We start from the raw sequence: 19872 nt of genomic DNA on the forward strand, positions 1-19872 counted from the left end.
GTATTAAGATTTTTTTAGAAATTTAATTTAAACATGGTATTTATTTATTTAAAATAATTTATAGGAGAATTATTATTGATCTCATTAGGAATTGAAGGAACTGCAGAAAAAACAGGTGTAGGTATAGTTGATAGTGATGGTAATATTTTAGCTATTTGTGGAAATCAATTGTATCCAGAAAAAGGAGGTATACATCCACGTGAAGCTGCTGAACATCATGCTAAATGGATTCCTAAACTTATAACTCAAGCTTTAAATGAAGCAAATTTGAATTTTGATGATATTGATTTAGTATCATTTTCTCAAGGTCCTGGTTTAGGTCCTGCTTTAAGGATTGTTGCAACTTCTGCAAGAACCTTAGCATTATCAATTAATAAACCAATTATTGGTGTAAATCATTGTATTGGACATGTTGAAATTGGTAAATTAACAACAGGAGCTGTAAATCCTGTGACATTATATGTTAGCGGTGGAAATAGTCAGGTTATAGCATATGAGTCTGGTAGATACAGAATATTTGGTGAAACATTAGATATTGCTGTAGGTAATTGTCTTGATCATTTTGGCCGTGAAACTGGTCTTGGTCATCCTGGAGGTCCTGTTATTGAAAAACTTGCAAAAAAAGGTTCATATATAGAACTTCCTTATGTAGTTAAAGGTATGGACTTTTCATTTTCTGGTCTTCTTAGTGCAGCATTACGTGCATATAAAAATGGTGCAGCAATAGAAGATGTTTGTTATTCATTACAAGAAACTGCATTTTCAATGCTTGTAGAAGTTACAGAAAGAGCATTATCACATACTGAAAGAGATGAAGTATTATTATGTGGTGGTGTTGCAGCAAATTCTCATTTAAGGGAGATGTTAAATACTATGGCTGAAAATCATTATGCTAAATTTTACATGCCTGATATGAAATTCTGTGGAGATAATGGTGCAATGATTGCATGGCTTGGCTTGTTAAGAAGTAAATACTTTGGATTTATGAATATTGAAGATACTCATATTATACAAAGGTATAGAACTGATGAAGTTGATGTTCCATGGGTTAAAGATATTGATAATAAAATTAAACTTCCAGATAATCTCATTGCAAAAGGTGCTGAATCAGATATTGTTAAAGGAAAATGGTTTGATGGCTTTGATGATTATGATTTTGAAACTGATGTAATTACTAAAAAAAGACTTAAAAAAACTTATAGGATTCCTGAAATTGATAATAAAATCCGTAAATTAAGAACTAAATCTGAAGCTAGAATATTATCTCATGTTAAAAATTCAGGTATATTAACTCCAATAATTTATGATGTTGATATACATGATAAAAACATTACAATGGAATATATTAAAGGTAATACTGTTAAAGATATAATTGATGATTTATCTTATAATAAAAGGAAAGAACTATCATTTAAAATTGGTGAATATATTAATTTAATGCATGAAATGGATATTATACATGGAGATTTAACAACTTCTAATATGATAATAAATAAAAATGGAGATTTAGTATTTATTGACTTTGGTCTTTCATATTATTCAAATCTTTTAGAAGATAAAGCTGATGATTTACTTGTACTTAAAAAATCAATTAAAAGTGTTGATTATAATGTTTCACTAGAAACTTTTAATTGGATTTTAGATGCTTATCTTGAAAATTCAAGTAATCCTCTTGAGTTCCGTAATAAAATAGATGAAATTGAACATAGAGGTCGTTATACTCATTAAGATTATGTATTATTATTAATTTGGTATTAAAAAAGTTAATATTTGTATTTTTCTATGATTATTAATTTGTTTGGTATTAGGAAGGTTAATATTTGTATTTTTCTATGATTATTAATTTATTTTAAAAATTTATTATTTTTTCTATAAACATTAAAAAAAGTGATTTTATGATAACATTTATAACTGGTAATAAACATAAAGTTATAGAAGCAGAAAGTATATTCAAAAATTATGATATTAAATTAGAGCATATTGATTTAGGGTACATGGAACCTCAAGGAACACTTGAAGACGTGGCTCTTTTCGGTGCAAAATATGCTAGTCGTAAATTAAATAAATCTGTGATTGTTGAAGATGCTGGTCTATTCATTAGAGCTTTAAAAGGTTTTCCTGGAGTATATTCACATTATGTTCAAGATACTCTTGGTAACCAAGGAATTTTAAAGTTAATGGAGGACGTTGATGATAGATATGCCGAATTCAGGTCAGTTATTGGGTTTTGTGCCCCCAATTCTGAGCCCAAGATCTTTTTAGGCAAAGTCAACGGATTAATCTCAACAGAAGAAAGAGGAAACTTAGGTTTTGCTTTTGACCCAATATTTTATGTTGAATCTGAAGGCAAAACATTTGGTGAATTAAGTACTGAAGAAAAAAATAAGTTTTCTCATAGAAAAAACTCTTTAAATAAATTTATTAAATGGTATGCTAGTGAATATAAAGAATAAATTTACTAGAATCTAAAATTTATTTAACTATTTATTGATTGTATGATTTTAAAATATTAAAATATATATTTGTATAATAGATTTTTTCTATTAATTGGATTTTTTAATCTTTTGGGCAATAATAATTTGATTATAATCTGATTATTTCTTATTTATTAAATAAAAATTATATGAGGTATTAAATATGGCAAGACCTGATTGGGTAATGTACTCAAATGAAGAAATTGAAGAATTTATTGTAAAATTCCATAAAGAAGGTAAATCTTCTAGTGAAATTGGTATTATTTTAAGAGATCAATATGGAGTTCCTAGTGTTAAAGAAGTTACTGGTGAAAAAATTACTGAAATTTTAAAAAGAAATAATGAATTCGGTAAATATCCAGAAGATTTAATGAACTTAATTAGAAGAGCTGTAAACATAAGAGATCACTTAGCTGAAAACCCTAAAGATGTTCACAGTAAAAGAGGATTAACTATAGTAGAATCCAGAATCAGAAGATTAGGAAAATACTATGTAAGAGATGGTCAATTACCTGAAGGATGGAGATATGACCCAACAGAAGCAGCATTACTTGTTAAATAGATCTGCTGAAGCTTGTGATATGCTAAAAAAGCATATCCAACAAAACCATATTATTAGAATTATTTCCCATAACGATGCAGATGGTTTATCTGCAGCTGGAGTAATTGCTAATGCGGTTAAAGAAGAAGGTGGACAATTCCATATTACAATAGTTCCACGTCTTAAATTAGATGTTTTAAAAGAATTAAAAAAAGAAAATTATGAAATTTTTGTATTTTGTGATATGGGAAGTGCATGTTTAAAACCTATAAATTCATTTAAAGCTGATGTTATTATTGCAGATCATCATCAACCTGCTGATGTTGAAGCAAATGAAAATGTGATTCATGTAAATCCACATTTATTTGGTGTTGATGGTAGTAAAGAGTTAAGTGGAGCAGGTTCATCATATCTTGTTATAAGAAATATGAATAAAAAACACTTAGCTTGTCTTGCACTTGTAGGTGCATTTGGTGATATGCAATGTCAAAATGAATTTATTGGTATGAATAAATTAATTTTAAATGATGCATTAGAATCTGGTATTTTAGAAGTTAATGAAGGATTAAAAATTGCATCTAAAAACACAGAACCACTTTACAAATCTTTAGCATATACATTTAAACCAGCACTTAAAGGATTGACTGGTGATTTAGAAGCTTCACAAGAATTTTTAGTGGATATGGGAGTTTCTTATGCAATAAAATTCTCTGAACTTCCTGGTGAAGAACAAGATATTGTAAAAGATGAACTTATTAAAATCAATCCACAAATTCTTTCTAATATTTATACAGTTCCTAAAGAGATATCTGCTCTTAAAGATCTTGAAGATTTTTCAGATATTCTTGATGCATGTGGAAAAAATAAAAAATATGGTTTAGGTTTAAGTTTAGCTTTAGGTGAACGTGGAGAAGCACTTGATGTTGCATTAAAATTAAGATCTAACTATAGAAAACAATTAATTAAAGGTATGGAATGGATTAAAAAAGAAGGTGCAGTTCAACTTAGTGCTATCCAATACTTATATAGTGAAGATCAAATAATTAAAAAAGTCATGGGAACAATTGCAAGTGTTGGTTTATCTGTAGGATTATTTAATGAAAATAAACCAGTTTTAGGTTTATCTAGATTACATAAAGATATTAAAATATCTGGAAGAGCGACTAGAGAATTAGTTGATAGAGGTGTTAATTTAGGTAAAGCTCTTCAAGAAGTTTCATCTAATTTTGGTGGTCAAGGAGGAGGTCATGATATAGCAGCTGGTGCTATGATTCCTTACTCTGCTAAAGATCAATTTTTACATTTAGTTAATGAGGCTATTGAATATCAAATAAATAATAGTTAAACTTAATTATTATTCTTTTTTTTACTTTTTTATTTAGGATTATTATTTATTTTAATATAAATTATCTTATTTTTCTGTTTTTATTATTTTAAATTTTAATTTTTATTATTTTAATGTTTTATTAATATTTTTTACTTTTTCTTTTATTTTATGAAATTTTTAATAAATAATTTAATTAATCTAAAATTTATTTTATTATAATTGTTTTAGATTATTTATAATATTTTTATAGTTTAAATTTTTAATTATTTTTAATTTGTTTAAATTTTGTTTTTACAGATTATAATTGATTAAAAATTGATAATTATGAAAATATTTGTTTTTTATAATTAAATGGATAAGGAGATTATATGAAGAAAATTAATTCAATTTATTTAATTCTTTCTTTATTTGCTCTTTTATTATTAATTGGTGCAGTTAGTGCTACTGATGTAGGCAATTCTACTGCTGATACTAATAGTTTCAGTGTTGATGATAGTTCTACTACTTCAATTAATGAAGTTCAAACTTCAAACAGTGAAATAAACGATGTTCAATCTGTTAATGAATCAAATGTTTATTCTGATTCAGAAAAAACTGTTGATAATTGGGCAAATTTAAAAGATACTGTTGAATCTAGTAATGATAATGTTAATAGTAATATTACTTATACTGCAGATAATATAAGTACTGCTAATGGATGTGGTGGTGCTATTTCTACAGCTGCTGGAGGATATTTTGATCTTCATGGATCTACATTTGTACATAATAGTGCTAAGATTGGTCAAGCTATATATGCAAGTAATGTAGGTTATGATGGAAATGGTACACCATACTTAAAAATATATAATAACACATTCATTAATCATACAAGTAATTCTAATGATACAGTTTACATTCCAAATGGAAATTATACATTTGTAAATAATAATATATTTATTAATAGTCCACAAACAAATAGTTCTTCTAATGCAAAAAAATATTTATTAAATGTTAAACCAAATGATATACTTAAATCTTCTAAAGACTTTAATATGACTATTGTTTTAAATATTACTCAAAATCAAGTTTTAGTTGTAGGTCAAGAAATTTGTTTGAGTTTAATTGTTACTGGTTTTACTGAAGAAGAGCTTAAAAAACAGCCAGGATATCTTATACAAATTATGTATACAGTCCCTGGTTCTTATCCTATAATATTGGATAATTTTGATTATAGAGATGATTTGGGTGAAAAATTTTTAACTAATCCAGTATATAATATGACTGTAAAATGTGATTATGTTGGTACTTATTACTTTGATCAAAAAATTTATGGGGATAATGATGATTTAAATGGGGAAGATTATAGAGAAATAAAATCAAATGTAAATAATTGGACTGTTGTTAAAAATCATGGTGTTTTTAATGTAAATTATAATGATAGTACTGATAAAATTGTTGTTAATTTAACTGATGCTCTTGGTAATCCTCTTCCTTTAACTGACTTTAAATATACTATTGATGGTGTTGAAGCTACTGCTACTACTGATGAAAATGGTATAGCAGAAATTGATAGAGTAATTGATGGTAAACTTACAATTAAATTTAATTATGCTGGAGATAATACTTATAATGGTGAAAATAGTACTATTCAAATAATTAATCATAAAACTCCTGAAAAATTAGCTACTAATATTGTTTCTACTGATTTTAATCAGACTGCTGTTGATTTTTATCATGGTGAACGTGGTAGATACTTTATTGTCACTCTTAAAGACCAAAATGGTAATGTTTTAGCTAATAAACCTGTTAGTGTTGGTTTTAATGGTGTTGTTTATAATTTAACTACTGATGAAAATGGTGTAGCTAAACTTCAAATTAATCTTGCATGGTCTGGGATTTATACATTTGCTGTTGCATTTTTAGGTGATGATAATTATAATGGTAGTTTTGTTGTAAATAAAATTACTGTTAGTCCTAAAGTAAGTAATATTGCTGTTAGTGGTGTTAATCCTGTTAAAGTAAATACTTATAGGACTTTGACTTTTGTTTTAAAAGGTACTAATGCTTTAGATAGTAAAAAATCAGTTAATGGTGTTAATAAAAAAATCACTGTTAAAGTTAATGGTAAAACATACACCCTTAAAACTGATAAAAATGGTAAAGCATTCCTTAAATTAAGGTTTACTCGTGTTGGAACTTATATAATTACTACACAATTTGCTGGTGATGGTACTTTCAATGGTAAAACTACAAGTACTAAAATTAAAGTTATAAGATAGTTTTTTTTTAATAAAGTAGCCATTTGTGGCTATTTTATTTTTTAATTTTTTATATATTACTTTAGGTTTAATTTTTTTTATTTTTCTTGTTTTTTAGTTTTTAGTTTTTTATATATTTGGAAATTATCTTAGTATTTTCTCTAAAAAGTATTAATATAAATTTATTTAAATATTTAACTTAAAATAAAATTTATTGATTTTAGTAGAGTCAAAATATTCGTATTGGATATTTTAATTAAATCTGATTTTAAAATTCATATCTTTAAGAATTAATTTTTATTAAAAATATAAAAATTATAATAAACAAATCTTATTATAATTAAATTATTAGTTTTAATAATAATTTTTTAATAATTTGATAATTAGGTAATAATATAATCTATTTAAATTGAATATTTTTTATTTAAGTTTTAGCTTCTTTTATCTAAATATCAATTATAAAAATAATAAATTAAGATGATAATATGTTTTTGACTCCAGAAGAAGAAAAAATGTCTAATGGGGAATATGGAGAAACCATTAGAAAAAGTATGGATATTTTAATAGCTTTAGGAGATATTTACGGAGCTGAAAAATTTGTAGATATTAGTTCTGCACAAGTTTCAGGTGTATCTTATAAAACTATTGGTCAAGCAGGTTTAGAATATTTAGAAGATTTAGCTTTAGATACTAAAGCTAAAGCAAGTATTCCATCAACTTTAAATCCTGCAGGTGTTGACTTAGATAATTGGGAAGAATTAGGTTTTTCAGAATTTTTTGCAAATAAACAGAATAAAATCGTTGATGCTTATGGGAAACTTGGTATTAATACAACATGTACTTGTACTCCTTATTTAATTGGTAATGTTCCAAGATTTGGGGATCATATTTCATGGAGTGAATCTTCTGCAGTTGCATATGTTAATTCTGTAATTGGTGCAAGAACTAATCGTGAAGGTGGACCTGGAGCTCTTGCAGCAGCAATATGTGGTAAAACACCATTATATGGTTTTCATTTAGATGAAAATAGAAAAGCTACCTTAAAAGTCAATGTTGATACTGAATTAAAAGGTGCTGATTTCGGTGCTTTAGGTTATGCAATTGGTCAAATAGTAAAAGATGGTGTTCCATATTTTACTTTAAGTGAAAATCAAAAAATTAGTAATGATGATCTTAAAACTTTAGGTGCAGCACTTGCTTCATCTGGTGCAGTAGCATTGTATCAAGTTGAAGGGGTTACTCCTGAATATAAGGATGTTGGAGTTGAAGAACTTAAGGATGTAGTAAGCATTGATAGTTCTGATATTAAAGAAACTAGAGCTAAATTATCTACTAGTGATAAAGATGCTGATTTAGTGTGTTTAGGTTGTCCTCATGCTTCTCTTGCAGAAATTGAAAGTCTTGCAGAAATTGTTAAAGGTAAGAAAATTAAAAATGAATTATGGATTTGTACTTCTATTAACATTAAAGCATCTGCAGATAGAATGGGTTATACAAAAATTATTGAAAATGCAGGTGGACATATAGTATGTGACACTTGTATGGTAGTTGCTCCAATTGAAGACTTAGGATATAAAGTAATTGGTGTAAATTCTGCAAAGGCAGCTAACTATGTACCATCTATGGGAGGCATAGATGTAAAATATGATGATGTTGAGAATTTATTAATTTTTGAATAATTTGATATTTAAGAATTTAAATTTATATAATTAACTTTAATTTAAAAAGATTTATTTAAAAAATTAAATTTATACAATTAAGTTTAAATTTAAAGAATTTATTTTTAAATTTAAATTTTTTAATAGAAATAATGTATTATTATTGATTTTAAGTTTTAAATAGGAATAATTATTTATTGTTGATTTAATTCTTAAATCTTTAATGGGATATTTTTTATTATTGATTTTAGATTTTAATTATTAATGATTAGGATATTGTTAAATTTTATAATGCTTTTATTTTGAATTTTGTAAATTCAATTTTAGATTTTAATTATTAATGATTAGGATATTGTTAAATTTTATAATGCTTTTATTTTGAATTTTGTAAAATTTTTATATATTATTGGAGTTTAAAACTTATAATTATTATTTATTAATTTTTTAGGAAGTAACTATTATGAATTATAAAATTATTGGGGCTGGAAATGCAGGAAGACCTGTTGCAAGATTATTAAATCATTTAGGTAATCATGTTGAGATTACAGATCCTAAAGAACTTGATGATTTTCATCCAGACTTTAAAAGAAGACTTTTAGAAATGGAAAGTGAAGGTGTAATTTTAGATTTAGGAAATCCAAAACCTGAATTTAATGATATCGATTATGTTTACATGGCTCCAACTTTACCAAAAACATCTTATGCATATAAAAAAGTTCAAGAATTGAATCTTAAAGTTTTAACAAATGAGATGGTAAGTGAATTTATTAATGATGCTATTACTTTAGATATTATTGGTATTACTGGAACTATGGGTAAAACAACAACAACCTATATCACTACTACTATTTTTGAAGCAGCAGGATATAATGTATGGTCATGTTCATCACTTAATCAAAATCTAGTTAGTGAAGTAATTGTTGATGGTATTGTTAATGGTCAAAATGAAGAATGTGATATCTGTGTATTTGAAATACCTCATGGAACTGCTGGACTTTTCCCAAATATAAACATAAAAGTTGGAATTTTCTTAAATATTCATGAAGATCATTTATCTGAGTTTGGAGGATCTATGGAAAAATACATTAATAGAAAACTCTTTATAGCTCGTGATAGTGAAACTTTAATTGCAAGTAATCATTTAAAACAACTTCTTGAAGAACGTACTAATAGAAATGATATATTATATTATGGTTGGGAAAACCCTGATTGGGATACAAGTTTCTGTAATTTTATAGGTATTGGTTCTAAAGGCTCTATTGAAATAAAATATGATACTGATAAATTAAAAACAGGTATTGGTCCAATTAAAGGTAGTTTTACATCACCGTTTAAAATGAAAAGCTATTTCTATGAAAATACAACAGCAGCAGCTGCAGCAGCTTTAACTTATGGTATTAATAAAGAATCTATTATTAAAGCTTTAAGTAAATTTAAAGGTCTTGAAGTTCACATGGAAAATATTGGTAAATATAATGGTCGTGAAGTTATTCTTGATTCTGCATTTTTATATGAAGGTATGAGACTTACTATGGAATACTTTAAAGATGATGATGTTGTTCTTTTATTAGATAATTTTGATACCACAACTAAAAGAGATAAACAAGAAGTAGGTAGATTATGTGGTAAGTATGTTAATGTAATTGTTGCAACTGGATTTAATGAAGTTACTCAAAAAGTAGAGATGGCTGCTGCAGAAGCTATTCTTGAAGGTTCTAAAAATACTAAAGCTAAAGGTGTAGTTGCAGATACTATGGAAGAAGGTTCTAAACTTTGTATTAAATATTCAAAGCCTGGAGATATTATTCTTCATATTGGACCAGTTATTATGCATGATAGAGAAAGAATTGTTTCTAGTATTAAAAAAGGTCTTAAAGAAGGTTGTTTAGAATATGAAGGTAAATTTGATTATGAAGAATAATTAATTTATTTTTTGTTATATTTTTTTGTTCTAATAGTTTTTTACTTTTTATTATATTTTACTTCTTTTTTTAGTATTTTATATTTAATTTAGAGTTTATAAGATATTTAACTGATTTTTTACTATTTAAAAAATATTTTTTAGTGATTTTTTATTATAACTTATTTCATATAACTTATAACTTATAACTTATTATTTATTATTTATAATTTATAAATTATAACTTATAAATTTAATAAAAGGTTTATAAACTTAGAAACTTAAAATAGACTTATGTCAAATTATATAGTACATCCTTTACTTAGAAAAAATACTGTTGAATCAAGAATCTATCAGAAGGTTCTAGCAGCAAACGCTCTTAAAAAAGGAAATACTATGATTGTTGCACCAACAGCTTTAGGTAAAACTATTGTGGCTGTTCTTGTAGCTGCAGATAGGTTAGAAAAATTAAAAGGAACTAAAGTTCTTATTTTATCTCCAAGTAAACCTTTAACTATTCAACATGAAGAATCTTTTAGAGAATTTTTAACAGTTCCATGTACTGCTCTTACTGGTTCTATTAAACCAGATGATAGAAAAGAAAGATGGGAAGAATCATCTGTTATATGTGCTACTCCACAAACTGTTGAAGCAGACTTATTAAATGGAAGATACACACTAGAAAATGTTTCTTTAATAGTATTTGATGAATGTCATCATGCTGTTGGTTCTTATTCTTATGTTTATTTAGCAAATAGATATATTCAAGAAAGAGATAACCATTTAATTCTAGCTTTAACAGCTTCTCCAGGATATGATAAAGCTAAAATTAAAGAAGTTTGTGATAATTTATTTATTCAAGATGTTGTAGTTAAATCTGAAGAAGATCCTGATGTAAAACCATATTTTAACCCAATTAAAATTGATTGGATTCCTGTAGAACTTGGAAGAGATCTTGAAAAAATACAATCATTACTTAAAAAATCATTAAAATCAAGATTAAAAGCTTTAAAAAATATGGGAGTTATTAATTCAATTACAGTTAATAAAAGAGATATTCTTAAAGCAAGAGGTAGAGTTCAAAATAAATTAGCTACTACAACTAATCCTCCTAAGGAATGTTATCAAGCTATTTCAATTTTAACTGCAGTAATTAATTTACAACATGCTTTAGAATTAGTTGAAACACAAGGTGTAATAACATTTAATCAATATGTGAATAGATTAAAAAAGAAAAAAACTAAAGCATCTAGAAATCTTTTCATGGATCATAATTTCTCACGTGCTGTTCGTCTTTCAAGTATTGCAGAAGAAAATGGTCATGAACATCCTAAGCTTAGGAAGTTAATAAGTATTCTTAAACAAGAATTAGGTTATGAAGATGGTCAAACTAGATTAAAATCTTTACGTGAAATGGAAGATTCTCATGATAGTAGAACCTCTCCTAAAATCTTAGTTTTTACTCAATTTAGAGATACTCTTGAAATGATTCGTCAAAAATGTGAAGATGAAGGTATTAAAGCTATTAAATTTTATGGTCAAGGTACACGTGATGGAGAGAAAGGTTTAACCCAAAAACAACAACATGAGATTATTAAAGCATTTAAAATGGGTATTTATGATGTACTTTTATCTACTAGTGTTGCAGAGGAAGGTATTGATATACCAGCTATTGATCTTGTAGTATTATATGAACCTGTACCTTCTGAAGTTAGAATGATTCAACGTAGAGGAAGAACTGGAAGGAAACATCAAGGTAGAATGAAAGTACTTATAACAAAAGGCACTATTGATGAAGCTTATTTCTGGTCTTCTAAACGTAAAGAAAGAAATATGAAATCACAATTAATTAATAATGATTTATTTAAAAATATTAATCTTAATGCTGTAGAGAGAATGAATAGTGTTAGGAATATTAAATCAGTTGATAATCTTAATGAACTTAATAAAGAAGAAGATAAATTAAATAATAAAAATAAACGAAAAAAAGTTGTGGTTTATGCTGATTCAAGAGAAGGAAACTCAAAAGTTATACGAAATCTTGATACAATTGGTGTTAATGTTGAAGTTAAAACTATGACTGTTGGAGACTATCAAATAACTGATGATATTATTATTGAACGTAAAACTGCTAAAGATTTTGTAGATTCTATTGTAGATAAACGTTTATTTAAACAAGCAACATTAATGATGGAAGAATTTAAAAAACCAATAATGATTTTAGAAGGTAATGATTTTTATTCTGGTTTTATAAATCCTAATGCTATTCGTGGAGCTATAGCTTCAATTGCTATTGATTTTGGAATAAGTATTATACCAACTCGTGGTCCTGATGATACAGCAGCAATGATTAAACGTATTGCTATTAAAGAGCAGAATGGTAAAACTCCAAGTATTCAAATTAGAACAGAGAAAAAACCAGATAATCTTTGGGAACAACAACAGTTCATCATTGAATCTTTACCAAATATTGGTCCAGTAACTGCTAAAAAATTATTAAAACATTTTGGTACTGTTAAAAATATTATAAATTCTTCAGTAGAAGATTTAACAGAAGTTGAAGGAATTGGTAAAAAAACTGCTAATGAAATTATTAAAGTTGTTGAATCAAAATATTTACATTTTAAAAAAGATGATAAAAATAAAAAATTGATGTAAAATTAAATATCTTAATATTATATATTTAATTAGATACTTAGTTTTAATTAGAATATTTTTAAATATTAATTTTAATTTTTAATGTAGTAGTTTATTAATAATATTAATTTTAATTAAATTATTAATTTTTAATTAGTAGTTTATTAATAATATTTTAATTAAATTATTTATTCTTAATTAGTAATTTATTAATAATATTAATTTTAATTATTAATCTTAATTTATTAGCTTGGTGGTATATTGAAAGTTATTATGGATGAAAGAGGGAAAAAATATTTAATTCCTCAAGATAAAGAATTCCAAAGTGATTTAGGAATTATTAAAAAAGAACAAATGGAAAGAGCAACAATAGGAGATACTTTAACTACTCATTTAGGTAAAGATTTTAAAGTTATTAAACCTAATGTTAATGATTTCATTGATTTAATGGATAGAAGATGTTCTATTTTAATTCAAAAAGACATTGGTGTTGTACTTTCCCATACTGGCTTAGGTTCTGGTGATCGTGTTGTAGATGCAGGTACTGGTGCTGGGGCTAGTGCATTAAATTTTGGAAATGTAGTAGGTAAAACAGGTCATGTTACCTCCTATGAAATAAGAGAAGATTTTGCTAAAGTTGCAAGTAAGAATATTGAAAATTTCGGTTTAACTAATATTGAAATTAAAAATCAGGATATTAAAGAGGGTATTGAAGAAGAAGACCTTGATTTAGTATTTCTTGATTTACCTAAACCTTATGAAATATTTGAAAGTGTTTGGTCTAGTTTAAAATTAGGAGGATGGTTAGCTGTTTATGCTCCATATATGGAACAAGCAGAACTTGCATATAAAATTTCTAAAAAATTAGGTTTTTCAAATATTGATATTCTTGAAACTTTAGAAAGAGGCATTGAAGTTAGAAATCAAGGTATGAGGCCTAAAACACGTATGGTTGGTCATAGTGGTTATTTAATCTTTGCACGTAAATTATAAAAAATAAAATAAATTTTTATTTATTTAATTTAATAAAAAATAGTATAATTAAATATTTGTATATAAATATTTAATTATTTAATAAGTTTAAATTTTATTCATCTTCTTCTTTATCTTTTCTGAATTTATATCCAGCAATAATTAATAATACTATGATTATAAGAATTATTCCAAATGGTATTTTATAGTCATTATTTTTAATACTTTTAGTATTTTTGTAAATTGCATATGCTTTAGGTGATGATTGACCACCATCTCCAGCAGATGAAATTGATGCACTAGCTAATTCTTGACTTGATGTTCCTGTATTTATATTTGTTGAGTTACTTGCAATTTTACTTAATCCATTATGGTTTAAAAAGGAATTACCATTATTAAAGAATATTGCTCCATTATTTCTAATTCCATTTCCATTATGAATTATACCATTTTGAGAGGAATTTGTATTAAAGCCACTATGGGATCCAGTACCATTTCCATGGAATGGATTTGTACTGTTTCCAGTTCCGTTTCCATTAAATGGATTTGTACCATTTCCATTAGTATTTGTATTAAAGAAATTTCTAGTATTTGGAGTATATAAATTGTTCATTGCATTTATGACATCCTTAGGAATTAAATCTTTAGACATATCTTGTTTTTCATTAGGGTTTCCAGTATTGTTGAAAACTTGATTATTGTATCCTTCATAATCATTATGTATATCAACAGCATCATTTCCTTGTGAATGGTCTGTTATTAATACATTGTTTCCAACTTTACTATCTGTAACTCCATGACCTGCATCTAACATTACTGCTTTATATCCATTGGTTATAACTTTATTGTATTGTATATTGTATTTATGATTTCCACTTGTAGATTGTGAATAACTAATACCATAAATATTATTCTTACTATTGTTATTGTTGTTTACATTTTGTGCATAGATTGTGTTATTTAATATTATATCATCACTATCTTGTACTTCAATACCTGCAACTAATGCCCAGTTATTTTCACTAGCATAACCTGTAATATTTATGAAATTACTTAAGATATAAAGTTTTACTTCTCCATAATAATTGTTGGAATATATTCCAAGGTTTGGACCATTATTTATACTTGTTAAATTGTTATATGCAATTTTTATATCTGATGAAGGTCCATTTATTTGGATTGGATATGCAGCACCATTTGAATCTTGTCCACCATATGTTTTCATATGGATTTCATTATCTACAATGGTTACATTATTCATAATATAAATATCTAAACCATATAAGTAGTTATTAACTCCTTTTTTAGTTATTAAATCTTCTTCATAGATTTTATTTCCTTTAATAACTGCTTTATCACATTTATAAAACATACATGCATCTAATGTAGGAAAAGCTCCTCCTAAAGTAGATGCTGTAACGTTTACATAGTTGTTAATAAAATTAATATATTTTGAATCTTCAGCTCCAAAACCAAGTACATAATCCATACTTACTCCACCAAAGATTCCTCCTTGCCAATTAACTGGTACTAAAGGTAGTTTACAATTAATTTTATTTCCATAGATTAATCCAAGGGTTGTATCTCTTATAAGGACACCATATTTATGATATCCATCTGGATTTGTACTTGTAAGATTTACTGTACTGTAATATAGATTGAATCTAAAGATATTTTTATAACCAGTATCTCCTACATAGATTCCAAAACCATTATTTCCAGCTGGAACATTATAATCCATTGTAATATTATCAATGGTTATATTATCAGATCCAACATAAATACCTGAATCTTTATTATCACTAAAACTTTTATTTAATTGGAAGTTTAAGTTTTGGATATAAATGTTTTTACCATATAATCCAAGTACTGTATTTTTCAATAGTGAATTATTACCTACTATGACAGTATTATCTGATTCAATTCTAAGAGTATTTAAATCTTTAAATTCTCCTTGAAATACAATGATTTTACCACCATATTCTGGTTTTAATTTATTATTATCATCAAAGTAATTATGAATATTACTTGAATTTACAGTATAATAATCAGGATTTTCGCTTTGATTTAAAGATAAAGAACTTTTGTCTTGTTTTATATTATTATTACTAATATTATTATCAATATTATTATTAGTATTTGTTAAAACAGGACTTGTATGATTATTTATTATTGTGTTGTTATCTGTACTTGCACTAATTCCATTTAAACAACAAAATATAATAACCAGACTTAATGTAAAAATAACTATTGATTTTTTCATTAAAAAGCCTCTTTATTTTTTATATCTTAATAATTAGGATAATTTAATTTTTATTTAATATTTAACTTGTTAAATTCCTTTAAAATTATATAAAATTTATTTATAATTTATAAATAGATGAATTAATAAGTAAACTTCTAATTAAATAGGGTTTAACAAGAGTATTTATTTCAATAATATTATTTTTTATTATTAAATTATTCTTTATAATTTTTAAGATATACTTTAATATTTTTATATTTTATTATATAATATTTTTTATATTTGATATTTTATTAAGTAAATTTATAATTAATATTTTAAAAATAGTGGTTTTTTTATAAGAAGCTATTAAAATTAATAATAATATTATTATTAATTATATTAATTAATTTTTAAGTATTAAACTCTTAAATTTAAGTTAAATTTTTTAAAAATAATTTAATGAAATTAAATTATTAATTAAGGATTTTTATAGATTTAAATATGAAAATAAAGTAAAAATAAGTATTAAATTTAATTTCATTATTTATAAAATAAACTTATAATTGAATAGTTTTATGTTGAACTTCATCATTTTCTCTTCCTTCATAAAGAATTTCACCAAATTTAGTTAAGTTATCAATACCTTTAACTTCATCTTTAAACAAAGGAACCTGTGTAATTTCCTGATTTTTAAATTTTTGATTAATTAAAGCTAAACGTTTTTGTTGTAGGACATACCTTGAGTGACAAAAATCACAGTCATCAATATCGGGCATAACTTGATTTACAATAACCCCATCAGTGGTTATATCATGTTTATTTAATGCTTCAATAGCTCTTTCTGATTCATAAATAGACATTTCTTCAGGAATAACAACCATTTTAAATGTAGTTCTATCAGGATCAGATAATACTTTCTTAGCTTTTTCTACTTCACGTTTAGTTCTTTCAAGCTCTTCACTAGTTCTTGCATCATCTCCATCTAGAAATGGAAGGATATTTTTAATTTTATTTGCAGCATCACCAAGTTTAGCTTTAGCTTTCATCATACGTCCTACCCATGTTTCCATTAGTTCTGGGAATGATAAAAGTCTTAATGTATGTCCTGTAGGTGCAGTATCAAATACTACCATATCATAATCATTACTTTCATCATTTATGATTTTTAAGAAAACTTCAAATGCTGCAGTTTCATCAGCACCAGGTGCAGAAGAAGCCATATCCATTTGATCAGCTAAAATATCTAAACCAAACATTGTATTACTATCTGTAGAACTTGCTTTTCTTGCATCAATTTCTCTTTGTTTTTCTTCCATTGCTACATCGGGATCTATTTCAAGACCCCATAAATTTTCACGAATGAATTTTGGATAAGGTCCAATATATGTTTCAAGTGAATCAGATAATGAGTGGGCAGGGTCAGTTGATACAAGTAATGTTTTTTTACCTTTATTTGCAAGCCAAATAGCTGTTGAAGCTGAAACAGATGTTTTTCCAACTCCTCCTTTTCCACCTACAAATATGAATGTTGTTTTATCTTTATTAAAATCAAATAAATCTTTAAATGCCATAATTTCACCATTAATATCTATTTTTTTAATAATTTTATTTATACAATTTTTAAAAATTTATATTTTTATTTAAGATTTTATCTTAATTAAATTAAAATCACAATATTATTCTTAAATTTTAAGTGATTATAGTGAATTATTTAAATAAGTAAAATCATTAAATTATTTTAGTAACTAAAAGTTATTATTATAATTATATTTTATAATATATAATCTTTTGTTAATTTTAAATATAATAAGTTAAAATTTTAATATAGAGGTATGTCTATGTTTCAAGAACTTGAAGAATTAGGAAAAAATAGATATAATTCTAAATCTGAGCTTCTTAAAATATTGAAAGAAGAATCACGTAAAATTTCAATATATGATCAAATGAAAGTAGTAAATGAATTAAAAGAATCTTTAAATTCTGTACAAAAACAGTATAGAAAAGATTTCTTTAAAACATATGCTAAAGGTTTTGTAATAAGAATTAATACTATAAAAGATGAAAATCTAGAGAAATATTCTAATGATGAATTTGATATAGATGAATATATAAAATCAATTATAATACTTAAAAGGCAATATGAAGAAGATAATGAGAATAAAACAAATAGTAAAGAATTTAAAACTATTTATACGATTATATCTTTATATACAACATTTATACTTGAAGAACCTATACATGAAATTGGTACTAAATTTCCTGGAAATTTAGAGATTATATATAAAAATGGAAAATATTACTGTCCAGTTAAAAAGAATAATGAGGATAATCCTAAAGCAGTATGTCAATTTTGTATTGCTGAAAATCTTGATTATTAATAAATTTTCTTAAAAGTCTTTATAATTCTTAAAAAATAGATTTTTTTAAAAATCCTTATAATTCTTAAAATAAATAGACTTTGTTGAAATTTTTATAATTTTTAGAATAAACTTTCTTAAAAGTGATTTTCAAGTATTAAGTTTAAATTTTTATAAATAAGATTTCAACATACTTAGTAAATTCTCTTAAATTTAATTTTTAATTATAGTTTAAATTTTTATAAATAAGATTTCAACATACTTAGTAAATTCTCTTAAATTTAATTTTTAATTATAGTTTAAATTTTTATAGATAAGATTTCAAAAAATTCTATTAAAATTAAACTTGATTTATTATATGAATTTTTTATTAAATTTAAAAGATTTATATGAATATATAAACATTATATTTTTATAATATGACTTTAAAATTTAAATTAAGTATTTTTAGTTAGTTTTAACTTATTTTATTTTTTTAAAACTGAAAATATAATTATAAAAATTAAATTCATAGTTTTTTATCTATAAATAATTAATTTTTATTAGAAACTTAATTATAAATAAATTAAAAACAATATATAATACATTAATGAATTTTTAATAAAAAATTGTTTAATGTGATTTTTATGTATAAATTACCTGAACTTGATGAAGAAAAAGTTAAAGAAGAAATTTGCTTATTTATAGAAAATAAAGTATCAAAAGCAAATTGTGAGGGTATTGTAATTGGATTAAGTGGGGGAATAGATTCCACTGTATCTGCATATTTATCTGCTCAAGCAATAGGTTGTGAAAATGTATTTGGAATACATATGTATTCTTCAACTACACCAAAAGAAGATACAGATCATGCTAGGCTAATGGCTCGTTTATTAGAAATTGAATATAAAGAGATTAACATTGATAAAATAACAAAAGAATTCCTTAAAGAAGCATCTAAACTTAAAGATTATGATGAAAATACAGTTAAAATGGCTAATGGTAATCTTAAAGCTAGAATAAGAATGTGTTTATTATATTATTATGCTAACCTTAGAAATTCAATGGTTGTAGGAACTGGAAATAAAAGTGAACTCTTAATAGGTTATTTCACTAAATATGGTGATGGTGGTTGTGATATGGAACCTATTGGGGATATATATAAAACTCAATTAAGGTCTCTTGCAAGAGAATGGAAAATTCCTGAGGAAATTATCATAAAACCTCCAAGAGCTGGATTATGGCCAGGTCAGACTGATGAGGATGAAATTGGATTAAGTTATGAACTTTTAGATTCTGTACTTTATTTAATAGTAGATAAAGACTTATCAAATAAAGACATTATGAATCTAACTAATATTTCAAATGATGAAATTAATAGAATAAGAAATATGATTTTAGGAAGTAGACATAAAGTAGAAGTTCCAGAAAGTCCAATTGTATCAGATAAAATATTTAGTTAAATATACAATAAAAACATTTAAAATTCATTAAATTAATTTTATAAAATTTAATTTAAATAGGTTAAAATATTATTAAACTCTAAATTACTGAATAATTCAA

General features: G+C 25.0%; 13 protein-coding genes. 11 read left to right on the forward strand and 2 right to left on the reverse strand.

Annotated elements, in window-relative coordinates; genetic code table 11:
* Positions 1-75: 75 nt before the first annotated feature.
* The 9 genes from T523_RS03895 to T523_RS03935 all read left to right on the forward strand — a co-directional run bounded on the left by T523_RS03895 (position 76) and on the right by T523_RS03935 (position 13767).
* Complete coding sequence (locus T523_RS03895) at positions 76-1728, forward strand: bifunctional N(6)-L-threonylcarbamoyladenine synthase/serine/threonine protein kinase (protein WP_042707616.1); 1653 nt, start codon at positions 76-78, stop codon at positions 1726-1728.
* Positions 1729-1895: 167 nt separating this feature from the next.
* Positions 1896-2453, forward strand: a complete 558-nt coding sequence (locus tag T523_RS03900; protein WP_042707617.1) for an XTP/dITP diphosphatase — start codon at positions 1896-1898, stop codon at positions 2451-2453.
* A 184-nt stretch (positions 2454-2637) separates the two neighbouring features.
* The gene (locus T523_RS03905) at positions 2638-3036 is read left to right on the forward strand and encodes a 30S ribosomal protein S15 (protein WP_042707618.1); all 399 of its coding nucleotides are present in this window, start codon (positions 2638-2640) and stop codon (positions 3034-3036) included.
* Positions 3026-4360, forward strand: a complete 1335-nt coding sequence (locus T523_RS03910) for a DHHA1 domain-containing protein (RefSeq protein WP_084486419.1) — start codon at positions 3026-3028, stop codon at positions 4358-4360. Before T523_RS03905 ends, T523_RS03910 begins: the two co-directional genes overlap by 11 nt.
* Positions 4361-4710: 350 nt before the next feature.
* Entirely contained in the window at positions 4711-6600 is a 1890-nt protein-coding gene (locus T523_RS03915) for an Ig-like domain repeat protein (RefSeq protein ID WP_042707620.1), read from the forward strand.
* 464 nt (positions 6601-7064) lie between these two features.
* Positions 7065-8258, forward strand: coding sequence for an aconitase X (locus tag T523_RS03920; RefSeq protein ID WP_042707621.1), 1194 nt, complete (start codon positions 7065-7067; stop codon positions 8256-8258).
* A 439-nt stretch (positions 8259-8697) separates the two neighbouring features.
* On the forward strand, positions 8698-10158 hold the full coding sequence (locus T523_RS03925) for a Mur ligase family protein (protein ID WP_042707622.1): 1461 nt from the start codon (positions 8698-8700) through the stop codon (positions 10156-10158).
* 273 nt (positions 10159-10431) lie between these two features.
* Positions 10432-12795 (forward strand): DEAD/DEAH box helicase, encoded by a 2364-nt coding sequence (locus T523_RS03930; RefSeq protein WP_042707623.1) that lies wholly within the window; start codon positions 10432-10434, stop codon positions 12793-12795.
* Between the two features lie 240 nt (positions 12796-13035).
* Complete coding sequence (locus T523_RS03935) at positions 13036-13767, forward strand: tRNA (adenine-N1)-methyltransferase (RefSeq protein ID WP_042707624.1); 732 nt, start codon at positions 13036-13038, stop codon at positions 13765-13767.
* Positions 13768-13861: 94 nt separating this feature from the next.
* Here T523_RS03935 and T523_RS03940 read toward each other — a convergent pair whose 3' ends face one another.
* Both T523_RS03940 and T523_RS03945 read right to left on the reverse strand, forming a co-directional pair.
* On the reverse strand, positions 13862-16009 hold the full coding sequence (locus T523_RS03940) for a hypothetical protein (protein ID WP_042707625.1): 2148 nt from the start codon (positions 16007-16009) through the stop codon (positions 13862-13864).
* 521 nt (positions 16010-16530) lie between these two features.
* Entirely contained in the window at positions 16531-17544 is a 1014-nt protein-coding gene (locus tag T523_RS03945) for an ArsA family ATPase (protein WP_042707626.1), read from the reverse strand.
* 267 nt (positions 17545-17811) lie between these two features.
* Between T523_RS03945 and T523_RS03950 the strand changes: the two genes are divergently transcribed.
* The gene (locus tag T523_RS03950) at positions 17812-18351 is read left to right on the forward strand and encodes a DUF2115 domain-containing protein (RefSeq protein WP_042707628.1); all 540 of its coding nucleotides are present in this window, start codon (positions 17812-17814) and stop codon (positions 18349-18351) included.
* Between the two features lie 605 nt (positions 18352-18956).
* Positions 18957-19772, forward strand: coding sequence for an NAD+ synthase (locus tag T523_RS03955; RefSeq protein ID WP_042707629.1), 816 nt, complete (start codon positions 18957-18959; stop codon positions 19770-19772).
* Positions 19773-19872: the final 100 nt, after the last annotated feature.

This window comes from Methanobrevibacter wolinii SH, assembly GCF_000621965.1.
GTDB classification, from domain to species: domain Archaea; phylum Methanobacteriota; class Methanobacteria; order Methanobacteriales; family Methanobacteriaceae; genus Methanarmilla; species Methanarmilla wolinii.